Source organism: Erythrobacter neustonensis (assembly GCF_001663175.1).
GTDB classification, from domain to species: Bacteria; Pseudomonadota; Alphaproteobacteria; order Sphingomonadales; family Sphingomonadaceae; genus Erythrobacter; species Erythrobacter neustonensis.
Window position 1 is genome coordinate 2,805,742 of sequence record NZ_CP016033.1, and the last position, 22,280, is coordinate 2,828,021.

The 22,280-nt window shown below is 64.6% G+C and carries 18 protein-coding genes; 7 read left to right on the forward strand and 11 right to left on the reverse strand.

Annotated elements, in window-relative coordinates:
* Positions 1-102: 102 nt before the first annotated feature.
* From sdhA to sdhC, 3 genes are read right to left on the reverse strand one after another with little or no spacing between them, the layout of a single operon-like run.
* On the reverse strand, positions 103-1,971 hold the full coding sequence (gene sdhA / locus A9D12_RS13030) for a succinate dehydrogenase flavoprotein subunit (RefSeq protein ID WP_068352516.1): 1,869 nt from the start codon (positions 1,969-1,971) through the stop codon (positions 103-105).
* Positions 1,971-2,357 carry a succinate dehydrogenase, hydrophobic membrane anchor protein gene (gene sdhD / locus A9D12_RS13035; protein WP_068352518.1) on the reverse strand — a complete coding sequence of 129 codons (387 nt, stop codon included), beginning with the start codon at positions 2,355-2,357 and terminating at the stop codon, positions 1,971-1,973. Before sdhD ends, sdhA begins: the two co-directional genes overlap by 1 nt.
* A 12-nt stretch (positions 2,358-2,369) precedes the next feature.
* The gene (gene sdhC / locus A9D12_RS13040; protein ID WP_231889631.1) at positions 2,370-2,696 is read right to left on the reverse strand and encodes a succinate dehydrogenase, cytochrome b556 subunit; all 327 of its coding nucleotides are present in this window, start codon (positions 2,694-2,696) and stop codon (positions 2,370-2,372) included.
* A gap of 163 nt (positions 2,697-2,859) precedes the next feature.
* Here sdhC and A9D12_RS13045 point away from each other — a divergent pair, with 163 nt between their 5' ends.
* From A9D12_RS13045 to A9D12_RS13060, 4 genes are all read left to right on the forward strand, one after another.
* A complete protein-coding gene (locus A9D12_RS13045; RefSeq protein ID WP_068352522.1) occupies positions 2,860-3,585 on the forward strand; it encodes an SDR family NAD(P)-dependent oxidoreductase in 726 nt (241 codons plus the stop codon).
* On the forward strand, positions 3,575-4,495 hold the full coding sequence (gene bla / locus A9D12_RS13050) for a subclass B3 metallo-beta-lactamase (RefSeq protein ID WP_068352524.1): 921 nt from the start codon (positions 3,575-3,577) through the stop codon (positions 4,493-4,495). The genes A9D12_RS13045 and bla overlap by 11 nt, the downstream gene beginning before the upstream one ends.
* A complete protein-coding gene (locus tag A9D12_RS13055; protein ID WP_068352527.1) occupies positions 4,492-5,403 on the forward strand; it encodes a 50S ribosomal protein L11 methyltransferase in 912 nt (303 codons plus the stop codon). The genes bla and A9D12_RS13055 overlap by 4 nt, the downstream gene beginning before the upstream one ends.
* A gap of 125 nt (positions 5,404-5,528) precedes the next feature.
* Positions 5,529-6,200, forward strand: coding sequence for an SDR family oxidoreductase (locus A9D12_RS13060; protein ID WP_068352530.1), 672 nt, complete (start codon positions 5,529-5,531; stop codon positions 6,198-6,200).
* Here the strand turns inward: A9D12_RS13060 and A9D12_RS13065 are convergent.
* Genes A9D12_RS13065 through recN form a run of 4 tightly spaced genes read right to left on the reverse strand, consistent with a single transcriptional unit; the run spans position 6,197 to position 11,351 of the window.
* Positions 6,197-6,694, reverse strand: a complete 498-nt coding sequence (locus A9D12_RS13065; protein WP_082925562.1) for a CinA family protein — start codon at positions 6,692-6,694, stop codon at positions 6,197-6,199. The genes A9D12_RS13060 and A9D12_RS13065 overlap by 4 nt on opposite strands.
* Positions 6,694-8,766 carry an NAD-dependent DNA ligase LigA gene (gene ligA, locus A9D12_RS13070; protein WP_068352531.1) on the reverse strand — a complete coding sequence of 691 codons (2,073 nt, stop codon included), beginning with the start codon at positions 8,764-8,766 and terminating at the stop codon, positions 6,694-6,696. The genes A9D12_RS13065 and ligA overlap by 1 nt, the downstream gene beginning before the upstream one ends.
* Before the next feature lie 4 nt (positions 8,767-8,770).
* Positions 8,771-9,679 (reverse strand): alpha/beta hydrolase family protein, encoded by a 909-nt coding sequence (locus A9D12_RS13075; RefSeq protein WP_197489827.1) that lies wholly within the window; start codon positions 9,677-9,679, stop codon positions 8,771-8,773.
* Between the two features lie 4 nt (positions 9,680-9,683).
* Positions 9,684-11,351, reverse strand: a complete 1,668-nt coding sequence (gene recN, locus A9D12_RS13080; RefSeq protein ID WP_068352534.1) for a DNA repair protein RecN — start codon at positions 11,349-11,351, stop codon at positions 9,684-9,686.
* Positions 11,352-11,551: 200 nt separating this feature from the next.
* On the opposite strand from recN, the gene A9D12_RS14555 reads away from it, so the two are divergent.
* Positions 11,552-13,414, forward strand: coding sequence for a DUF1963 domain-containing protein (locus tag A9D12_RS14555; RefSeq protein WP_082925563.1), 1,863 nt, complete (start codon positions 11,552-11,554; stop codon positions 13,412-13,414).
* A 180-nt stretch (positions 13,415-13,594) separates the two neighbouring features.
* Positions 13,595-14,227, forward strand: coding sequence for a class I SAM-dependent methyltransferase (locus A9D12_RS13090; RefSeq protein ID WP_068354527.1), 633 nt, complete (start codon positions 13,595-13,597; stop codon positions 14,225-14,227).
* A gap of 44 nt (positions 14,228-14,271) precedes the next feature.
* Here A9D12_RS13090 and A9D12_RS13095 read toward each other — a convergent pair whose 3' ends face one another.
* On the reverse strand, positions 14,272-15,066 hold the full coding sequence (locus tag A9D12_RS13095) for an outer membrane protein assembly factor BamD (RefSeq protein WP_068352538.1): 795 nt from the start codon (positions 15,064-15,066) through the stop codon (positions 14,272-14,274).
* Between the two features lie 137 nt (positions 15,067-15,203).
* Between A9D12_RS13095 and A9D12_RS13100 the strand changes: the two genes are divergently transcribed.
* A complete protein-coding gene (locus A9D12_RS13100) occupies positions 15,204-16,103 on the forward strand; it encodes a hypothetical protein (protein ID WP_068352548.1) in 900 nt (299 codons plus the stop codon).
* Between the two features lie 66 nt (positions 16,104-16,169).
* On the opposite strand, the gene A9D12_RS14560 is transcribed toward A9D12_RS13100, so the two are convergent.
* The 3 genes from A9D12_RS14560 to A9D12_RS13110 form a co-directional block, all read right to left on the reverse strand.
* Entirely contained in the window at positions 16,170-17,903 is a 1,734-nt protein-coding gene (locus A9D12_RS14560; protein ID WP_082925564.1) for an AIPR family protein, read from the reverse strand.
* 237 nt (positions 17,904-18,140) lie between these two features.
* Positions 18,141-19,958, reverse strand: coding sequence for a translation elongation factor 4 (gene lepA, locus A9D12_RS13105; RefSeq protein ID WP_068352549.1), 1,818 nt, complete (start codon positions 19,956-19,958; stop codon positions 18,141-18,143).
* Positions 19,959-20,032: 74 nt separating this feature from the next.
* Positions 20,033-22,228 carry a sensor domain-containing protein gene (locus A9D12_RS13110; RefSeq protein WP_231889632.1) on the reverse strand — a complete coding sequence of 732 codons (2,196 nt, stop codon included), beginning with the start codon at positions 22,226-22,228 and terminating at the stop codon, positions 20,033-20,035.
* Positions 22,229-22,280 lie beyond the last annotated feature (52 nt).

A 22,280-nucleotide genomic window follows, 5' to 3' on the forward strand; every position in this document is an offset into this window, starting at 1 on the left:
GCGAACCGGATAACCGGATAACCGGATAACCGGATGAAAAAAAGCGGGCGGGGAAGGTGATGGCCTTCCCCGCCCGCCGCTTTATCAACGCCGGTTGATCCGTCAGTAAACGCGGGCCTTGGGCTCGATATACTTGATGTCGTCGGTCAGCGTGTATTCGTGGACCGGGCGGTAATCGATGCGGCTGTTGCTGCCGCGCCCGCCCCAGCCGTCAAACCAGGCGATGGTGTGCTTCATCCACTCGGCATCGTTGCGCTCGGGGAAGTCCTCGTGCGCGTGGGCGCCGCGGCTTTCCTTGCGGTTGGCGGCCGATGCCATCGTCACGTTGGCCTGCGCCATCAGGTTGTCGAGTTCGAGCGTCTCGATCAGGTCCGAGTTCCAGATCAGCGACTGGTCGGTGACGTGGATGTCCTCCATCCGCTTGTTCTGCTCGGCCAGCTTGGCCACGCCCTCGTCCATCAGCTTCTGGTCGCGGAACACGGCGCAGTGCTTCTGCATCGCCTTCTGCATTTCGGCACGGATCTGCGCGGTGGGCGAACCGCCCTTGGCATAGCGGAAGTGATCGAGCCGGGTCAGCGCGAAGTCCGCGCTGTCGGCGGGCAGTTCGGGCTGCTTGGCGCCGGCCTTGATATTGTCGCGCAGGTGATGCCCGGTCGCACGGCCGAAGACGACAAGGTCGATCAGCGAGTTCGAGCCGAGGCGGTTCGCGCCGTGCACCGAAACACACGCAGCCTCGCCCACGGCATAGAGGCCCGGGATCACGGTATCGGGATTGCCATCCGGGCCAAGCGTGACGACCTGCCCGTGATAGTTACACGGAATGCCGCCCATGTTGTAATGCACCGTCGGGGTGACGGGGAGCGGCTGGCGGGTAAGGTCGACACCGGCAAAGATCTTGCCGCTTTCGGTGATCCCCGGCAGGCGCTGGGCGAGCACGTTCGGATCGATATGGTCGAGGTGCAGGTAGATGTGGTCGCCATCGGGCCCCACGCCGCGCCCTTCGCGCATTTCCAGCGCCATCGAACGGCTAACGACATCGCGGCTGGCCAAGTCCTTCGCCGACGGGGCATAACGCTCCATGAAGCGCTCGCCTTGCGAGTTGGTGAGGTACCCCCCCTCCCCGCGCGCGCCTTCGGTGATCAGCACGCCCGCGCCGTAGATGCCGGTCGGGTGGAACTGGACGAACTCCATGTCCTGCAAGGGGAGCCCTGCGCGCAGCACCATCCCGCCGCCGTCGCCGGTGCAGGTGTGCGCCGAGGTGGCGGTGTAATAGCAGCGGCCATAGCCGCCGGTCGCCAGCACGACCGATTGCGCGCGGAAGCGGTGGATCTTGCCGTCATCAAGGCACATCGCCATCACGCCGACGCACTGCTTCACCCCGTCGCGTTCGTCCATGATGAGGTCGAGCGCGAAATATTCGATGAAGAAGTCCGCGTCATACTTCAGGCTCTGCTGATAGAGCGCGTGAAGCATCGCATGGCCGGTGCGGTCAGCGGCGGCGCAGGTGCGCTGCACCGGCGGGCCGGCACCCATGTTCTGCATGTGCCCGCCGAAGGGGCGCTGGTAGATCGTGCCATCGGCGTTGCGGCTGAAGGGCACGCCCGCGTGCTCGAGTTCATAGACCGCCGCCGGGGCTTCGCGTGCGAGATATTCGATCGCGTCCTGATCGCCCAGCCAGTCCGACCCCTTGACGGTGTCGTACATGTGCCAGGTCCAGTGGTCGGGCGAATTGTTGCCGAGCGACGCGGCGATCCCGCCCTGCGCGGCCACGGTGTGGCTACGCGTGGGGAACACCTTGGAGATGTTCGCGGTGCGCAGGCCGGCCTCGGCCGCGCCCATCGTCGCGCGCAGGCCCGATCCGCCTGCGCCCACGACGACGACGTCATAGGTGTGATCGACGATCGTGTAGGCGCCGGTCAGGTGCGCGCCGCCAACGTCATTGGCAGTGCCCTTGGGTGCTGCGGTGGCCATCAGGCGTTACCTCCGAATGCGAGCGCGGCGACGCTGAAAATCCCGAAGGCGCCGCCGCCGATGGTTGCAAGATTGAGCGCGGCAAGTGCCGCAAACTTGGTGCCGGCTTCGTGGACATAGTCCTCGATCAGCACCTGAAGCCCAAGACGCGCGTGCCAGAACAGGCTGAAGACCAGCAGGATCATCGCGGTCGCGTTGAGCGGATTGCCCAGCCACTTGGCGACATTGGCATAGCCATAGTCACCCATCAGTGCGAGGCTTACGATCAGCCAGCTCATGAGGACGACGTTGCCGATCGCGGTGAAGCGCTGGAGCAGCCAGTGATGCGCGCCGTGGTGGGCCGCGCCAAGACCGCGCACGCGGCCGATGGAGGTTCCGTTACCCATGTGACCTGCTCCTCAGCGTGTCAGGATCACGGCCCAGAAGGCCATGGTCAGAAGAATGGCGATGATCGGCGCAGCGATCGACCACATGCGATTGGTGTCGAGTTCGTAGCCTGCTCCGATGTCGAGCACGAAGTGCCGAAGGCCGCTCATCATGTGGGTGAAGAACGCCCACGACAGCCCGACCAGCACGATCAGGCCCAGCGGCGACCCCATCGCGCCCTGGAAGGTGGCGTAGGCTTCCGGCCCGCTCGCAAGCGCGCCCAGCCACCACACCAGCACGCCGAGCCCGACCAGCGCCATCCCGTCGCCGGTGGCGCGGTGGAGGATCGAAATGAGCATGTGCGGCCCCCACCGCCAGATCTGCAGGTGGGGCGAAAGCGGTCTTTGGTTCATGGTGATCCCGTCTGGTCCCTGGTATTTGGCATCCCACTTAGCGCGGCTGTCGCACGAGGCAAGCGGCGAGCAGTGGACATGACTTGCAAAGTTTCGGATAGGCGCTTGCATGGGACACATTCTTGTAACCGGATCAAGCCGCGGAATTGGCAGGGCGGCGCTCGAAGCGCTGGCCGCGCGCGGTGCCAAGGTGATCGGTCATGCCAGCCGCGTAGGCACGCAAGGCCCCGGCGGCATCCCGATGATCGCCGCCGATTTCGCCGATCCGCTCGCCGCGCAAACGCTGTGGGATCAGGCGCTAAAAATCGCGGGCGGCGAAATCGACGCGGTGGTCAACAATGCGGGCCGTTTCGAGGCCAACCGGCTCGAACGCTCGGACATCGAATGGCTCGACGCGTGGGAAGACACGCTGCGCGTCAATCTCACCAGCGCGGCGCAATTATCGCGGCTGGCGGTGTTGCACTGGCAGGAACGCGCCGCCCCCGGCCGGCTTGTCCATGTCGCCAGCCGCGCGGCCTATCGCGGCGATTCCCCTGCGCACTGGCACTATGCCGCCGCGAAATCCGGGATGGTGGGGATGCACAAGACCATCGCCCGCGCCTATGCCAAGGACGGCATCTTCAGCTTTGCAGTCACCCCCGGCTTCACCGACACCAGCATGGCCGATGACTATCTGGCATCGCGCGGCGGGCCTGCGCTGCTCGCAGACATTCCGCTGGGCCGCGTCGCCACGCCAGATGAAATCGCGCGCATCATCACCTTCTGCGCATTGGACGCGCCCCCCAGCATGACCGGCGCAGTGATCGACGCGAATGGAGCAAGCTTTGTCCGCTAAAACCGCCCTTATCGCAGGCACACTGGCACTGTCCGCCTGCAGCAACAGCGCCGGTTCGGCCGACCTTGCCGCCAAGATTGAGGACGCGCAGCATTCGAGCGACATCGCCCGCTTCGGCGCCGTGTGCGAGGACGGCGACGATTGGGACAAGCCGACCGAGCCGTTCCAGATCCACGGCGACACATGGTATGTCGGCACCTGCGGGATCACCGCGCTCTTGATCCGCGGGCGCGAGGGCGCGGTGCTGATCGACACCGGCACCGCCAAGGGGTCAGAGGCGGTCGCGGCCAACATCGCCAAGATCGGCGTCAAGCTGTCCGATGTGAAAGCGATCCTCGCCAGTCACGAGCATTTCGACCACGTTGGCGGCTTTGCCCGGATGCAGGGGCTGACCGGTGCTCCTGTGGTGGTGGGCGAAGGGGCCGCCGATGTGATCCGCACCGGGAAAGACGATCCGCGCGATCCGCAGGCGGGCCTCCACCCGCCGATGGCCCCCGTCACCGGGCCAATCCGCACTGTCAAAGACGGCGAGGTTGTGAAAATCGCCGGTCTGGAATTGACCGCGATCAATACGCCCGGCCACACCGTCGGCGCGGTGAGCTGGCAGTGGGAAAGCTGCGATGTCGGCGGCTGCCACACCATCGTCTATGCCGACAGCCTTTCTCCCGTCAGCGCCGATGCCTATCGCTTCACCGACCACCCCGATTACGTCGCGATGTTCCGCAAGGGGATCGCGCGGCTGCGCCCGCTTGCATGCACGATGCTGCTGACCCCGCACCCCTCGGCCAGCGACATGATCGCCCGCGCGGGCACCGGCACGCTTGCCGGCGGGATGACCTGCGCAGCCTATGCAGACAGCAAGACCAAGGCGCTGGATGGCCGGCTGGCCAAGGAAAAGGCCGCATCATGAGCACCACCTGGAAACTCACCGCCCACGCGCCCAAGCCCGTGGTGCAGGCCGCATTGCTCGCGCATGATCTGATCGACGACTGGGATTACGAACTCGTCATTGCCGGGCGCGAGGAAGCCGAAGACAGGCCCGATGACTGGGTGCTCGAAGGCTGGTTCCCGAGAAAGCCCGGCAAGGCCGAGAAGGCCGCGCTCGCGGGGCTGTTCGAAGGCGAGGCTCCCGCGATCACGGTCGAGGAACTCCCGCCCGAGGACTGGGTGACGCTGAGCCAGCACAACGCGCCGCCGATCCGCGCCGGGCGTTTTCACGTGCACACGCCCGATTACCCCGCCGATCCCGCACTGATCGACTTCGTGATCCCCGCATCCCAGGCCTTCGGCACCGGCCAGCACAAGACCACCGCGGGGTGCCTCGAAATGCTCGGCGCGATGAAGGCGAGCGGGGTTGCCGCGCGCAATGTCGCCGATATCGGGACGGGCACCGGACTGCTCGGCTTTGCCGCGCTGGCGCTGTGGCCGCGCGCGCTTCTCACGCTCACCGATATCGACCCGGTCTGCACCAGTGTGGTCGAGGAGAATGCGCGATTGAACGATGTGCCGATGGGCGCGGGCGCGGGCGAAGCGGTGATGATCGTTGCCGACGGGATGGACGATCCGCTGCTGCAACTGCGCGGGCCGTATGACCTGTTGATCGCCAATATCCTCGCCGGTCCCCTCGTGAGCCTTGCCCCCGATTTCGCGCGCGCGGTGCCGCCGGGCGGGCACCTGCTGCTCGCCGGATTGCTCGCCGGCGAACAGGAGGCCGCGGTCAAGCGCGCGATGAACCTTGCCGGTTTCCGCATGGCCGCGCGGCTGCAACGCGGCGACTGGGCGATCCTGTGGCTGCGCCGGCGGCAGGCGCGACGCTGATCCACCGCAGATCGCGGCCTTGCGGCGCATCATCGCATCGCAGGCGGACACACGGAACACCGCGGCGGCAGGCCGGTTGAGGCGGGGAACACGCCCTTCCCCCCGCCTTCAAGGAACTCCAATCCATGTCCCGCACACTGCTTATCACCGGTGCCTCGTCAGGCATCGGCGCCGCCACCGCCCGCTCTGCTGCTGCCAAGGGCTGGAACGTCGCGCTGCTCGCCCGGTCCGAAGACAAGCTGTCCGCGCTGGCCGAAGACATCGGCGATGCCGCGCTGGCGGTCGCCTGCGATGTGACCGACCGCGATGCGCTGGCCGATGCCTTTGCCAAGGTTGCCGACAAGTTCGGCGGCATCGACGCGGTCTTCGCCAATGCCGGCAAGGGCACCGACAAGCCGGGGATCGAGAACGGCGATCCCGATGATTGGCACGCGATGATCCATCTCAACATCCTCGGCGTGCTCTATGCCGCGCACACCGCGATGCCGTACTTGCGCAAGACCAAGGGCCATTTCATCCTGACGGGATCGAAGGCCGGACGCGATCATATGAAAGGATCGGTCTATTCGGCGACAAAGTGGTTCGTCCACGGCCTGTCCGAAAACATCGCCGAAGAAATGCGCGAATGGGGCGGGCGCGCGACCGTGATCGCACCCGGCATGGTCAACACCGCTTTCTTCGATGAAGCCAAGCCCACCAAGCTTCAGCCCGAGGATATCGCCGGCGCGGTGATGTTCGCGCTCGAACAATCCGAAACCTCGGCGGTGCGCGAGATTTACCTGATGCCGACCGATTAAGCGCGGGCGAGCGCGTCTTCGAGCAGCGCGAGCGCGTTGCGGGTAAAGGCGGCCATGTTGGCGATCCGGTCATCGCTGGCGGTGTCGATCTGGCGGGTGTGCTCGCCCCCCGGCCCCGCCAGCGCGGCGACGCTGCGCCCCGACGGCGCGCCGCTGGGATGGGCCGATCCACCCACCGATCCGCTTTCCGCAAGGCCCCAGTCGCTACGGAAATTGGCAGCGATGCTGCGCGCCTGTAGCAAGGCATATTCCTCGCTCGCGCCGCGCATCCCTTCGTAAGCCTCGCGCGGGAGGCCGAACAGCACGTCGCGCGCGCGGAAGGAATAGACCACCCCGCCCCCCTTGAACACATCGAGCGCACCGGGAACGGTGAGCATCGCCGCCGCGATCAGCCCGCCGGTCGCGCCGTCCGCCACGGCGAGCTTTTCGCCGCGGCTGCGCAGCATTTGCGCGATCCGCACGGCCTGCGGGTGCAGTTCGCGCAGCAGATCCATCAGCCGCCGCCCGCCGCCTCGGCAACGATCGCGGCCCAGCCTGCCTCGTCGACCACCTCGATGCCGAGTTCGGCGGCCTTCTTCATCTTCGATCCCGCCCCCGGCCCTGCCACCAGCAGATCGGTTTTCGCGCTGACAGAGCCTGCGGCTTTCGCGCCCAGCCGTTCAGCCTGCGCCTTCGCTTCATCGCGGCTCATCGTTTCGAGCTTGCCGGTGAACACCACGGTCTTGCCCGAAACGCGGCTGGCGACGGTTTTCACCTCGTAACGCGGCGGGGTGACTTCGTTTAGCAGGTCTTCCCAGACTGCGACGTTGTGGGGTTCGTGGAAGAAATCGCCCAGCGCCTCGACCACCGATGGGCCGATCCCGTCGATCGCGAGCAATTCGGCTGCGGCATCACTTTCGCCGGCGCGCGCCTGCTCGGCAAGGGTGCGCAAGATCGGCAGTTCATGGAACCGCTTCATCAGGTCGCGCGCGGTGACTTCGCCCACGTGCCTTATGCCGAGTGCGAAGAGCAGCCGCGCGGCATCGGGCGCGCGCTTGGCCTCGATTGCGGCGAGCAGATTGTCGACCGACTTTTCCTGCCAGCCTTCAAGGCCGAGGATATCGCTGCGCCGCCTGCGCAGGCGGTAGATATCGGCGGGGCTTTCAAGCCAGCCCAAGGCAAAGAACTGGGCGATGGTCTTCTCGCCCAGGCCTTCGATATCCAATGCCTTGCGGCTGACGAAGTGCTCCAGTCGCTGGGTGCGCTGCGCGGGGCAGATCAGCCCGCCGGTGCAGCGCACATCGACCTCGCCCTCCTCGGCCACCGCCTCGCTGCCGCATTCGGGGCAATGATCGGGGAAGACGAAGGGCGCGCGCGGTTCTTCGCGGGTGAGGTTCTCGACGACCTGCGGGATCACGTCGCCCGCGCGCTGGATCACCACGCGGTCGCCGACGCGAAGGCCCAGCCGCGCGATCTCGTCGCGGTTGTGGAGCGTGACGTTGGTGACGGTCACCCCGCCGACCAGCACCGGGGCAAGGCGGCCCACCGGGGTCAGCTTGCCCGTGCGCCCCACCTGAATGTCGATCCCCTGCACGGTGGTTTCGGCACGCTCGGCCGGGAACTTGTGCGCCAGCGCCCAGCGCGGGGCCTTGGCAACGAAACCCAGCCGCTCCTGCCAGTCCAATCGGTCGAGCTTGTAGACCACCCCGTCGATATCATAGGGCAAGGCCGCGCGGCCCGCACCGATCGCGGCAAAATGCGCGACCAGTGCCTCGGCCCCGCCGGTGATCGTGGTGAACAGGGGCGAGACGGGAAAGCCCCATTCGCGCAAGCTCTCGACCACCTCGCTCTGCGTGCTGCCCGGCACGCTGCTTGCCGCGCCCCAGCCATGCGCCCAGAACCGCAAGGGGCGCCTGGCGGTAACGCCCGCGTCCTTCTGCCGCAGGCTGCCCGCCGCCGCGTTGCGCGGATTGGCGAACAACTTGCCCCCGGCCTCGGCCTGCGCGGCATTGAGCGCGGCAAAGGCGGCCTTTTCCATATAGACCTCGCCGCGCACCTCGAACACTTGCGGCACGCCGGCGGGAAGCTGCTGCGGGATGTCGGGGATATGCGCGACATTGGCGGTCACGTCCTCGCCCACCTGCCCGTCCCCGCGGGTGGCGGCGCGGACCAGCGTGCCGTTCTCGTAACGCAAGCTGCACGACAACCCGTCGATCTTGTCCTCGGCGGTGACCGCCATCGCGGCGTCAGCCGGCAGGCTCAGAAACCGCCGCATCCGCGCGAGCCATTCGGCGACCTCTTCGGCCGAAAAGGCATTGTCGAGGCTCATCATCCGCACTTCGTGCGTCACCTTGCCGAGCGGCGAGGCGGCGATGGCGTGGCCGACCTTGCGCGACGGGCTGTCGGCGCGGACGAGGTGCGGGAAGGCCGCTTCCAGCTCCGCATTGCGCCGCACCAGCGCGTCGTATTCGGCGTCGGTAACCTCGGGGCTGTCCTCGGCGTGATACAGCCGGTCGTGCCGCGCTATCTCGCGCGCGAGCCGCATCAGCTCGTTGGCGGCCTGTGCTTCGGAGAGTTCGCCGGTCATCGTGTCACCGCCCGCGCTTCAGCACGGCCAGCATCGCGGGCTCGTTCGCGGTGTAAGCGGGGTTGCCCGGCGTGATGATCGCAAAATGGCTCGCCCCCGCGTTCTCGCGCACTGTCACCCGCCCCGCCCCGGTGGCGAGCGATGCCTGCGTCGCTGCCGAGGGTGCGGGCAGTTTCGCCTGCACGAACAGAAGCTCGGCAAGCTTGGGCGCAACCGTTGCGGGCGAGATCGCGGTGTAGCGTTCGGGGAACCGCTCCGGCGCGCCGCCCATGAAGGGATCGACCGCGGAGAACTGGCACAGCGCATCGAAGCCCGCGCGTTCGGCCCCGACATCGGCCGGCCCATCGAGCACGATCGCCCCTGCCACCGGCACCGCCGCCCTCGCACCCACCGGCCCATCGGCCCCGTCGCTGCGTGCCAACCACTGCGCGGGCAGAGCGCCTGCCGAATGGCCCACCAGCGTCACCGCGTCCCGGTCGACCGGATAACGCGCCGCCACCGCATCGATCAGCCGCGCCGACGCGGCCCAGTCTTCGAACGATCCCGGCCAGCCGCCGCCATCGCCCACTTCGCGGTAATCGACATTGAGCGTCGCGATCCCCAGCGCCTGCCAGCGCGTCGCGAGCGGCGCCATATAGGCCTGGCTGGCAATCCCGGTCTTCCAGCACCCGCCGTGATAGATCACCGCCAAAGGAAACGGCCCCGCCCCTTGGGGCAGCCGCAATTCGGCAAAGCCGCGGGCATGATCGGCATAGCGCAGCACCGCATCGGGCGTGGAGGCCGCCAGATTGGCGTCGGTGCCGAAACTCGCATTGTTGGGCTTCACGGCGGTCTTGGCCTCCTCGGGCGCAGGGGTGGCGGGCGAACAGGCCGCGGCCAGCAGCGCCGCCGAGACAACAGCAATACAGCGCATCATCTCACACCCCTTCCAGCAAACGATCCGCCTGCGCGCGCGCTTCGGGCGTGACTTCCGCGCCCGACAGCATCCGCGCGATTTCCTCCTGCCGCCCGGCATGGTCGAGCAACACCACGCTGGTGCGCGTCACCGTGCCGCTCGATGCCTTGGCGATGAAATAGTGCTGGCTACCGCGCGCGGCGACCTGCGGGCTGTGCGTGACCGCAAGCAATTGCCCCTCGTTCGCCGCCAGCCGCGCGAGCCGTTCGCCAATCGCGCTGGCCACCGCGCCGCCCACACCGCGGTCGATCTCGTCGAAGATGATCGTCGCTGCGCCGCCCTTTTCCGCCAGCGCCACCTTCAGCGCGAGGATGAAGCGCGACAATTCGCCGCCGCTGGCAATCTTGCCCAGCGGCGCAAATGGCGCGCCGGGGTTGGTCGCGATCAGGAATTCCGCCGCATCCATCCCGTGTGCGTTCCAGCGATCTTCGGGCAGCGGCGTCAATTGCGTGCGGAACCGCGCGGCATCAAGTTTCAGCGGTGCCAATTCCGCCGCCACCGCCGCATCGAGCCGCGCGGCGCCCGCCGTCCGCACAGTGCGCGCCTGTTCGGCCATCGCGACATAGGCGGCGCGGGCCTCGCGCGCTGCCGCTTCGAGCGCGTCCAGTTGCGCCTCGCCCCCTTCGATCGCGTCCAATCGGCTGCGCATCGTGCGCGCCAGTTCGGGCAAGTGATCGACCTCGCAGCGGTGCTTGCGTGCGGCGGCGCGCAGTTCGAACAACCGCGTTTCGGCGCGCTCCAGTTCGAGCGGATCGTGCACCAGCGCCTCGGCCGCGGAGCGCAGCTTGTCTTCGGCCTCGCTCGCTTCGATCACCGCGCGGTCCAATGCGGCCAGCGCCTCGGCCAGCAGCGGGTGCTGATCGGCGATCCGGTCGAGTTTGCGCGCAGCGACGCGCAAGCTCGCCAGCGGCGAATCCGATCCGTCCCACAAATGCCGCAGCGCATCGAGATCACCCGACAGCTTCTCGCCCTTCTGCATGTCGGCGCGGGCCAGCGCGAGGCGTTCCTCCTCGCCCGCCTGCGGTTCGAGCGCGGATAGTTCGGCCAGATGCGCGATCAGCAAGTCCTGATCGGTTCTGGCCTGTTCCACGGCATCGCGCGCCTGCGCCAACTGCGCTTCGGCGCGCGCCCAGTCGGCATAGGCGCGTTCGAGCCCGGCAACTTCTGTCCCGGCATAGCGGTCGAGCAGCGCACGGTGACCGCGCGGGTTCACCAGTCCCCGATCATCGTGCTGGCCGTGCAGTTCGACCAGTGCGGGCGCCAACTCGCGCAGCAAGGCGACGCTCGCCGGCTGGTCGTTGATGAACGCCTTCGACCCGCCATCGGCCTTGACCTGTCGCCGGATCATCAGCGGTTCGCCCGGTTCGATCGTGATATCGGCATCGTCGAGCGCTGCGGCGATCGCAGGCGGCAGCGCAGCAAATTCGAAACTGGCGATCACGCTCGCCTTGTCCTCACCGCTGCGCACCAGCGATGTTTCGGCGCGGTCGCCGAGGATCAGGCCCAGCGCATCGAGCAAAATCGACTTGCCCGCCCCGGTTTCCCCGGTGAGCACGCCAAGGCCGCGCGCGAAATCGAGATCGAGCGCTTCGATGAGGACGATGTTGCGGATCGAAAGACGGGTCAGCATGGATTGTTTTCACGAATAGCGCAGCTTCGCACGCGCGTCACTCAGGCAGGTGGGCCAATCTGCGAACAACCGCAAGACGCGGCGCGCCGATTTTGTGGCGGTGCGTGCAATCCCGCCTTTTGAACAAATTAACCAAGCCGCCGATAAGGGAAGGGCACGCGATTGGGCAGCGCCCGCGAAGGGCAAAGAGGTTTGCGGCAATGGACGTTACATTCCTGGTCTTGCCGGTATTGCTGGCGGTGGCAGGCGCGCTCGCGCTGATCGTGCTCGTCCGCCTTGCCATCAAACGCCGCAATGCCCGATCGGGGCCGCTGCGGGGTGACGATGATCCCGCGACATCGCCCGATCACGGCAGCGGCAGAAAGGCACGATCCGCGCCCGCCGCCGAGCCTGAAGCGGATGCGGCGCAGACCGCGCAGGCCTATGCCGCGCGGCTGGCGCGGGTGCGCGCTGCGCATCACCCCGGAGATGCCGCTCCTGCCGCTCCCGATAGCGATCATGATTCCGGCCCGGATGCCGCCGCGCACGATAATCGCGCCCAAAATCCCGAACCATCCGCCATGCAGGACGCCGTGCTGCCGCCCGAGCCGGAGCCACAGCCCATCGCCCCCGACCACGCCACCACCCTGCCCGAACCGGCCGAAAGCGTCACCGCGGTGCTGCGCCGGCAGGTGCCGCTGCGCAGCGATCCGCCGCGCTCGTGGCTGGGCGGATTGCCGATGATGCCCGAAAGCATCGCATGGCCGCGCGGGGTGGACGATCAATATCCGCAGCGCGGGGCCATCCCGCTGCATTTTCTGGCGCAGATTGCCTGCGCAGATCTGCCTGCCGATCTGTGGGGCGGCATCGGGCCGCGCGATGGCTGGCTGCTGTTCTTCGTCAATCCCAACCATTTTTCCGCCGAGGACGGCGATCTGCACCGCGTGATCCACATCACCGAAATCGGGCCGGAACGCCGCCCGCCCGATGATTGCGGCCCGGTGCACGACAAGGTCTATACTGGGGGCAGCTACAATTGGCTCGCCGCTGAAGACGTGCCGCCGGTCTGGCGGCGCTGGCCGGTCGATATCGTCACCATGCCCAATCGCCTGACGGTGCATGAAACCGATGGGGCAAGCTGGAAATCGGCAAGCCCCGCCAATCTGTCCGAACTGCTTTATGCCGATGTGCCGCTAGCCGGGATCGACGATGCAACGCCTGCCCCCGCGCTGCGCCCGATGACCTTCGGACAGGCGAGAAGCGCGGTCGAAACGCTGGCGGCAAGCCTGCGCCGGTTACCGCGCGAACCGGTCGATCCCGAAGCCCGCGATGCGCTGCTGGCCGAAGGCGGGCTGGCGCTGCTGATCGCCGAATGCGAACAGGCGCGCCTGCGACTGGGCGAAAGCGCGGCAGGCGATTTCAACGAAGGGCAGCAGCGTCGCCTCGCCTTTCTCGAAGCGGCCCCGGGGCGCTGGGCGCAGGGCGATGCCGATGCCTTGCTCGCCGACATTGCGGCGCTTCACGAAGCTTGGCTGGTGTGGCGCGAAAAGATTGCCGGTGGCTGCGACCAGATCGCTGCGATGCTTGCGCGCAGCGATCCCGATACCCCGCTGGGCGAAGATCACTGGCAGCAGCTCGCAGCGAGTTTTGCGGGCAAGCATTTCGACTATCTCGAACTGCGCCATATGCGGCACCGCGGCGATGGTTTTCCCGCGGCGCTGATGTCGCCGCGCGAAACGATCCTGATTGCGCCGCCGCGCGGGCTCGATCAGGTCGCGATCGAATATTATCTCGACCCTGCGCGGCGCGCGCTTCTGCCCGATGGCTATGCCCGCGCGCAGGAACCCGGCTGGCGGTCGCTCTACAACAATCGGCCGCACCGGATGGGCGGTTATCATGACGGCGTGCAAAGCGATCCGATCGAGGACCCCGCGTTCGGCAAGCTGCTGCTGCTGCAACTTGCCAGCGACGATGCGATGGACTGGTGCTGGGGCGACGGGGGGGCCTATTATTTCTGGATCCGCCCCGAGCACCTTGCTGCGGGCGACTTCTCGCAGGTCGAGGTGTGGCTGGAATGCCATTGATCCCATGGGATTATGCGAAAGGAGCGGCCCGGCCGCCGTGCCGGTGCCGGCGGGCGATGTTATGCCGCATCTCGTCGCCAATCGGAGCGCCGGGCGCTTGCCAAGCGTGATCGGATTTGCGAACGCGCGCCTTGCGCCTTTGCCGCAGTGGCGAAGATAACAAGGGATCGCGTGGCCTCCATGACTGTCAATAATATCGCGCGCGAAGGCAGATTGCGCCGCTGGAGCCGCGATCTGCGCCGGGTGCTGGGGCCGTGGGGCGTGTTCTTTCAGGGTTTTGTTGAGCATCCGCGGATGGTCGGTTCGATCATCCCCTCATCCCGCTTCACGATCGCGCGGATGCTGGCCCCGGTGGACTGGTCGGCGTGCAAGCTGTTCGTCGAATATGGCCCTGGCGTGGGCACCTTCTGCCGTCCGGTGCTCGACCGCTTGCCGCGCGACGGCACAATGATCGTGATCGACACCAACCCACTCTATATCGACTATCTCAAGCGCACGATCACCGACAGCCGCTTTGTCGCGGTGCACGGATCGGCCGAGGATGTCGAAGATATCATCCGCGCGCACGGGCACGCGCATGCCGACTATGTCTTGTCCGGCCTGCCCTTCTCGACGCTGCCCGACGGGGTCGGCCCGGCGATTGCTGCGGCGACCGCGCGCGCGATCCGTCCGGGCGGCGCGTTTCTGACCTACCAGTTCAGCAAGGTCGCAGGAAATCTCAGCGCGCGGTATTTCGACCGCGTCGACTGGGGTTTCGAATGGCTCAATATCCTGCCCTGCCATCTGGCATGGGCGTGGAAGCGCACGGACTGAACCCTCGCCTGCCGCGCCCTTGACGGGGCGCGGCGGCCGGGCCGTCAGGACGCCGAAACGCCGCTCGCGTTCTTGTCGACGAGCTTGAAGGCGCGCTCATACCATTCCGAACCCGGATAGTTCGCGCCGAGCACCGCGGCATATTTCACCGCTTCCTCGCGCACGCCCAGCGCCAGGCTGGTCTCGGTCAGCCGGAACAATGCCTCGGGCGTGTGGCTGGTGGTCTGGAACTTCTCGACCACGTTGCGGAACCGGATGTCGGCGGCAAGCCACAGGCCCATCCGCTCGTAATGCCGGCCGATCTCCATTTCCTTGCCCGCGAGGTGATCGGCGACAAGGTCGAGCTTGAGCCGCGCGTCAGCCGCATATTCGGTCTGCGGGAAACGCCGGTTCACTTCGCGCAGCGCGGTCTGCGCCTGCTCGGTGATCTTCTGGTCGCGGTTCACATCGCTGATCTGCTCGTAATAGGAGAGCGCGATCAGATAATAGGCATAAGGCGCATCCTTGTTGCCCGGGTGGATCGACAGGAACCGCTGCGCGTTCTGGATCGCCTTGTTGTAATCGCGCGCGACATAATAGCTGAACGCGCTCATCAGCTGCGCCCGGCGCGCCCACGGCGAATAGGGGTGCTGCCGCTCCACCTCGTCGAACAGCGCCGCCGCCTGCAGCGTATTGCCCCGGTCGAGCCGCTTCTGCGCCTCGGCATAGAGCGATTCGACATCGCGCGCGACATAGGCAACGTCCTTGCCCGCATCGTTGCTGGCGCAGGCCGAAAGGCTGGCGAAGGTGGCGGCGGCAAGCGCGGCGCGCGCGATCTGGCGGGGGAGATGTCTCGACATGGCCAGCCGTATAACGAGGCCCGCGCTGAACGCCAAGTGAAGCTGCATACCCTCACGCCCACCGACCCCAGATTTTCCTACTGCGCGCTTTCCTGCTCCAACCGGCCCTTCGCGCCCCACCCTGCGAAAGGCCCGCCATGACCCGCAAGTCCGACCCCCGCACCACCCGCCGCGCCGTCGATCCCGGCGAGCTGCCCGATTTCGCCCCCGTCCCGCGCCGGTGCAACCGCCACGACGGCTGGACTCCCGCCCGCCAGCGCGGCTTCATCGAAGCGCTCGCCGACACCGGCAGCGTCGAGGCCGCCGCGCGCGCGGTCGACATGAGCACCGAGGGCGCCTACCACCTGCGCCGCCAGCCGGGGGCCGAGGCGTTCCGCGCCGCCTGGGCCGCCGCGCTCGATCTCGGCGTCCAGCGGGTCGAGGATGTCGCGATGGACCGCGCCCTCAACGGCACCGAGGAACCCGTCTATTCCTATGGCAAGCTGATCGGCACCCGGATCAAGCGCAACGACGGCCTCCTCATGTTCATCCTGCGCAACCGCGCCCCCGAACGCTTCGCCACCGGCGGCGGCGCACGGCGGCTCAACGCGGTCGACCGCCAGACGCTCGAACGGCACAAGAAACAATGGCGCAAGGAATGGGAGGCCGAACAGGGCTTCGTCTCGGCCGCCGACGTGCGCGCGAGCATCGATCGCAAGATCGAGGACATCCGCCGCCGCATCGAACGCGAACGCCCCCAACGCCGCGCGGTGCTCTCGGACGAGGCGCTCGCCGCCTTCGCGCATTTCTGTAGCTTACGCGACCGCGACCTCGCCGCCCACGGCGCGGACGCGCGCCTCGCCGCGATGGTCGAGGTGACCCTCGACACGCCGACGACGCATTTCGACCCGCCCGCCGTGCCTGCGCTGCCTGGGCCTTCGCAGGAGGAGGAGGCGCCGCCGCAGCATCCGCCCGAGGGGTACTCGTATGGCAAGCCGAAGCCCGCGCCGCCGCCCAAGACGCGCTGGACGATCAAGGATGACAGTTTTGAGCCTTAGGCGGGGAAGGCTCGCAGCGGAGTCGTTTGCGTAGCAAACGGCAAGCTGGAAGCCAATGCGAACTAATCATTTTGCCATAGGATCAGGCCGACGTAATTCGGCAACTTTCCTCACCTCGTCAACGAGGGGGCGTGATTTCGCGCTATCTCTCTCGATAGGCAAATTAAGGTTTTGAAGAGCCTCTCGCACAATCGCCACGCACTCATCGAAAACTGATTTTGACTTAATGCCATCGTCAATCTTTTCGAGAAGTCTACCTGAATATGATGCGATTTTCTTATTTTTTGCTCCCGGAAATTCATTTTCTTCATAACGAACACGAAAAGCATAAAGCAGGAAATATTTAAACGGCCTAATGTTACGATCTTCTATGCTCAACTTGCGTAACGCTATCTCAAATCGGTAAGCTGCAAGCGCAGCGACAAAGTATGGCTCAGGTCGGTGATCTGCTTGAAAAACTCTGTCTTTAACCGACTTCAGCAGCGTCCCCTGATAGCGACTTGCCTGATGAGGGAAATTAAGAAACATCGACGCAAAAAACTTTAATTGATTTCCGATAGTGACAATCCGACCTTTCTCTATGCCTACAGTTGAAGCGAACTGCTTTGCACGCCTCTCGTAAAAAAGCTTTGCCTCCCCCTGCACTCCAGAGTAAAAATCTTCCAAATCTCTTTGAAATTGGGTTAAGGCAAGAAGATCGTTTTCCTCTACATTTGTCTGCTTATTTGTAGATTTTATGATGCTCTGTGCAACGTCTTCACTATTAGTATGGATTAGCTTAATAGGAATATATAGATCGCCATCTATGATATCCCTGTTTCCAAATATTACGTGGCTTGTTTGACATCCATTGACGATCTGGTAGTCTTCTAAAATATATTGACTTGATGTTACTTTAATATTTCGGGCAACGATAGTAATTCCATTATTACGCAAAACGAATTGGTCAAAAAGCCGGTCAGTTATCGTCTTTGCTATGTCAGCATTGACGGGATTGTCGCCTTGAAAGTCTCTAACGTTGTCGACGAAAACGGACTTAATGATGTCTCCGCCATCATCAACGAGTAATTTCAAAAATTCTTTGACCGGTAACACTCCAAGATATGATGCACTAACACCCGTTATTTTATGAAGAGTGACCAACTTCTCAAATTCTATTTGACGAGAGATGCTGGTCTTAGTCGCCCGGTAGAGCGCCTGAAGCTGCTTGGCGCCGATGGGCTCGAATTCGACATGAGAAAACAAGTTTGTATCAAAGAGCTCCTGCTTTTTTCTTTTAATTGCCTCAACAAGATATGTGTCTTCAAGCCAATTGCCGGTGCAGACATAATACACTCTGCATGAGGGATTATCTTTCAGCCGAGAGGCGTTTTTATAAACTCGCTGCTTGATTTCAATTAACTTTTTAATATCATCATTGAATGGGAGGTTCTGTTCATCAGCAAATACCTCATTAACCAAGTTATCACCGAGAGCGATAATTGCGGAACCATCAAAACTGGATGATGACTTTGCTTGAACGATAATAAATTCTACATCTAGGTAGCCATTTAACTGCAAAACGTCATCAATGTAATCCGCATCATTGGCTATACGTCCGTTTACTTTCACTGCGAACGCATCGACGTTTAAATCTTGGCCATCGCCAGCTACTAGATCGATAGTGTCGAACTCCTCCGAGTATCTCGAAGAGATGACACTATACGCTGCAAAGTGTTCGAATTTTTTGTCATCCGACATGCCTTTCAGACCGTTGCTTTCTGCAAAGTCCAAAACGAGTGCTTGTGTTACCGAATCCATCAATTGCCCTCATATCGTTTGGCACATGATGAATGCGATCGTGCAAAGGCGCAAGACATGCGACTGATAAACCTATAAAAAAGGCCGCGGCAAAGCCGCGGCCATGACGTCGAACGGGATGGCCTGCGGCCACCCGCCGGCCGGAGTTACAGCCTCTCGCTTTTAGCTTGCCGTTCGCAGCGCGAACGTCTGCGCTAGGCGCGGGGCTTCACTCCCATCCGCTCAGAATGAGAGAGGTTACTCTTCACCCATGCGAAGCGCTGCGATGAAAGCTTCCTGAGGAATACTGACGTTGCCGTATTCTCTCATTCTGGCCTTCCCCTTCTTCTGCTTGTCGAGCAGCTTCTTCTTCCGGGAAATGTCGCCGCCATAGCACTTGGCGGTCACGTCCTTGCGCAGCGCGGCGATGGTTTCGCGGGCGATCACCTTGCCGCCGATCGCGGCCTGGATCGGGATCTTGAACAGGTGGCGGGGGATCAGGTCTTTCAGGCGCTCGCACATGCCCCGGCCGCGTTCTTCGGCGTTGGCGCGGTGGACGATCAGCGACAGAGCATCCACGGGCTCGTTGTTGACGAGGATGTTCATCTTGACGAGGTCGCCCTCGCGCGTGCCGATCTGTTCGTAATCGAAGCTGGCATAGCCGCGCGAAATCGACTTCAGCCGGTCGTAGAAATCGAACACGACTTCGTTGAGCGGCAATTCGTAGGACACCTGCGCACGCCCGCCGACATAAGTCAGTTCGGTCTGGATGCCGCGGCGGTCCTGGCACAGTTTCAGGATCGCGCCGAGATATTCGTCGGGGGTGTAGATCACCGCCTTGATCCACGGTTCCTCGATCGCGTCGATGCGGTTTTCATCGGGCCAGTCGGCGGGGTTGTGGATGTCGATCACCTTGGCATCTTCATAGCGCGAATGGCCAAGGTGGATGCGGTAGACCACCGATGGCGCGGTGGTGATGAGGTCGAGATCGTATTCTCTGGAGAGGCGTTCCTGGATGATTTCGAGGTGCAGGAGGCCGAGGAACCCGCAGCGGAAGCCGAAGCCCAGCGCCGCGCTTGATTCCATTTCGAAGCTGAAGCTGGCGTCGTTCAGCCGCAGCTTGGCGATGCTTTCGCGCAGCTTCTCGAAATCGGCAGCGTCGACCGGGAACATCCCGCAGAACACCACCGGCTGGACTTCCTTGTAGCCCGGCAGCGCGACTTCTGAGCCGCCCTTGACCGTGGTGATCGTGTCGCCGACGCGGGCCTGTTCGACTTCCTTGATCTGCGCGGTGATGAAGCCGATCTCGCCCGGGCCGAGTTCGGCAAGGTCGGTGCGCTTGGGCGTGAAGCAGCCGACGCGGTCGACAAGGTGCTGCGTGCCGCCCTGCATGAACTTGATGTTGAGCCCCTTGGTCAGTTTCCCGTCGATCACGCGCACGAGGATGACGACGCCGAGATAGGGGTCGTACCAGGAGTCGACGAGGCTGGCGGTCAGGGGGGCATCGATCCGGCCCTTGGGCGGCGGGATGCGTTCGACCACGGCTTCGAGCACTTCCTCGATGCCGATGCCCGACTTGGCCGATGCGAGCACGGCGTTCGACGCGTCGAGTCCGATGATGTCCTCGATCTCGGCCTTGACCTTCTCGGGTTCGGCGGCGGGCAGGTCGATCTTGTTGATGACGGGGACGATTTCGTGATCGTGCTCGATCGACTGGTAAACGTTGGCGAGCGTCTGCGCTTCGACGCCCTGCGCCGCGTCAACCACCAGCAGCGCGCCCTCGCACGCGGCGAGGCTGCGGGAGACTTCATAGGCGAAGTCGACGTGGCCGGGCGTGTCCATCAGGTTGAGCTGATAGGTCTCGCCATCCTTGGCGGTGTATTCGAGGCGCACGGTCTGCGCCTTGATGGTGATCCCGCGTTCTTTCTCGATGTCCATGTTATCAAGGACTTGCTCGGACATCTCGCGCGCGGTGAGGCCGCCGGTGAACTGGATCAACCGGTCCGCCAGCGTCGACTTGCCATGGTCGATATGGGCGATGATGGAGAAATTGCGGATTTTGGAGAGGTCAGTCATTGCCCCCGCCGATTAGCGTCGGAACGCGGCAATGTCATGCGCCAAAAACGCAACTGCGCTCACCGTCTTGCCCGTCACCCGATCTCCGCGCCGGGCGATGCGGCATAACCGAACTTGGGGATCGCGCCGATATTGGCGAAGCCGGCAAACTTCCCCGGGGCCAAGGGCGCAACCGGCGTCCCCGCCGCGGCGAGCGCATAGGGCGAGACGCGGTTGCGGGTGCATAAGCCGCCCGCGCCATCCTCGACCAGCGATTGCTCGAATTCCAGCCCCTGCACATCGCCGTTGGTGCGCGTCACCGTTGCCACGGCGAGTTGGCCGCCGCCGAGGTCGACCACGAACTGCGTGCCTTTGGGCACATTGGCAAGGCCTTCGATCAGCGCGCCGGTGCGCGACAGGTTGCGCAAGGTGACTTCATAGGCATAGTCGTCGTGGATGACCTGGATCTTGCGGAACACCGTGCGGCGCCGTGCGCGCACCGTGCGTTCGGCATTGGGATCGATCTTCCATGTGCCGCCCGCCATTTCGGCCAGCGCGATCTCGGCATCGACCGGCTCGCAGAAGATCGGGCCTTCGAGATAGCGCACACCGCTCGTCGTCAGCGCCGCGAGCAGCGCTGCGCTTTCGATCCCGCCGGCCATCGTGTCCATCTGCAACGCGCCGGCAAGCGCGGCAATCGCCCGCACAAGGCCCATCTCGCGGCTGTCGTGACGCTCGGCCTCGGCGACCAGTTTGGGATCGATCTTGATCGCATCGAACGGCGCGCGCCGCAGGTAGGCGAGCGAGGAATAGCCCGACCCGAATTCGTCGAGCGTGAGCCGCACGCCGAGCTTGAACAGGGCCGCAAGCGTGCGGTCGACCACGCTGGTATCGCCGAAGAACACCGCTTCGCTGATTTCGAGTTCCAACCGCGTCGGTGCAAGACCTGCCTCTTCGAGCGCGCCGGCGACCAGCGCGACAAAGTCATCGGCGAGGAACAGCGCCACCGGAACATTCACCGCAACCCTGACGGTCCCCGGCCATTGCGCCGCGCGCGCACAGGCTTCGGCGATGGCCCATCGCCCGACATCGGCCTGCATCGCCGAGCCTTCGATGATCTGCACGAATTCCTCTTCGTCGATGATCCCGCGGTCTGCGTGGTTCCAGCAGACATGCGCTTCGAGCGACGCGACCGTGCCGGCGCCCGCTTCGACGATCGGTTCGAACCGCAGAAACAGCTGATCATCGCGCAGCGCCGTGCCCAGATCCTGTTCGAGCCGGCGGCGAAAGATCGTCTCGTTTTCCAGTTCGCCCGAGAAGAACCGGAACTGCCCGCGCCCGCCGTTCTTGGCTGCGTAGAGCGCAAGGTCCGCCGCGCGCACCAGATCCTCGCGGCTCACCCCGTCGTGCGGCGCGATTGCGATCCCGACCGAGGCACCGATCACGCAGCGGCCTTCGTCAAGACTATAGGGCTGGCGCAGCATCGTGATGATCTTCATCGCGATGTCCCCCAGGACGCCGCGGTCGTCGATATCGGGCAGCAGCACCTGGAATTCGTCGCCGCCCAGCCGGCCGATCTCGCATTCGCGGTCGATCGCGCGGCCAAGGCGGGCCGCGACCTGCTTGAGCAGTTCGTCCCCCGCCGCATGCCCCAGCGTATCGTTGACATGCTTGAAGCGATCGAGGTCGAGCATCATCAGCGCGCAATTGCGCTTGGCCTGCCGGAACGCGGTCAGCGTGGCGTCGATATGCTGCGCCATGCGGTGGCGGTTGCTGAGCCCGGTAAGCGAATCGAAGCGCGCCAGCCGCGCGGTTTCCGCCTCGCGGTAGAATTCCTCGGTGATGTCTGCGCCGGTGCCGCGAAAGCCGATGAAGTTGCCTTGCGCGTCCTTGACCGGCTGGCCTGCCAGCCGCAGCACTGCGCCTTCGGGCCGCTGGCTGGCGCGCAGCGACATCCCCGAAAACGCCCGGTGCGCGCCGAGCATCAACGCGAGCGACTTGCCGCGTTCTTCGCGGTCGGCCGCGGCGAAGATCGTGGTGAGCGGTTTGCCGATCAGATCGCCAAGCGCAAGATCGAGCCGCGCGGCGATCGTCGGCGACAAATAGGTGAGGTGGCCGTGTGCATCGCTCGCCCAGAACCAGCCGAGGCCGGATTGTTCCAGCTCGTCCAGCATCGCCAACCGCTCGCCATCGGACATGCCCGGCGCTGCGCCGGCCGACGCCGGACGGGGCTGCGCACGCGCGGGCGATGCGCCGCCGTGACGAGAAGACAACAGACCCTTCAGGGACATCCCGCTGATAATCCTTCAGACACCGCGCGCAGTCGAGGCCGCTGCGCCGGAC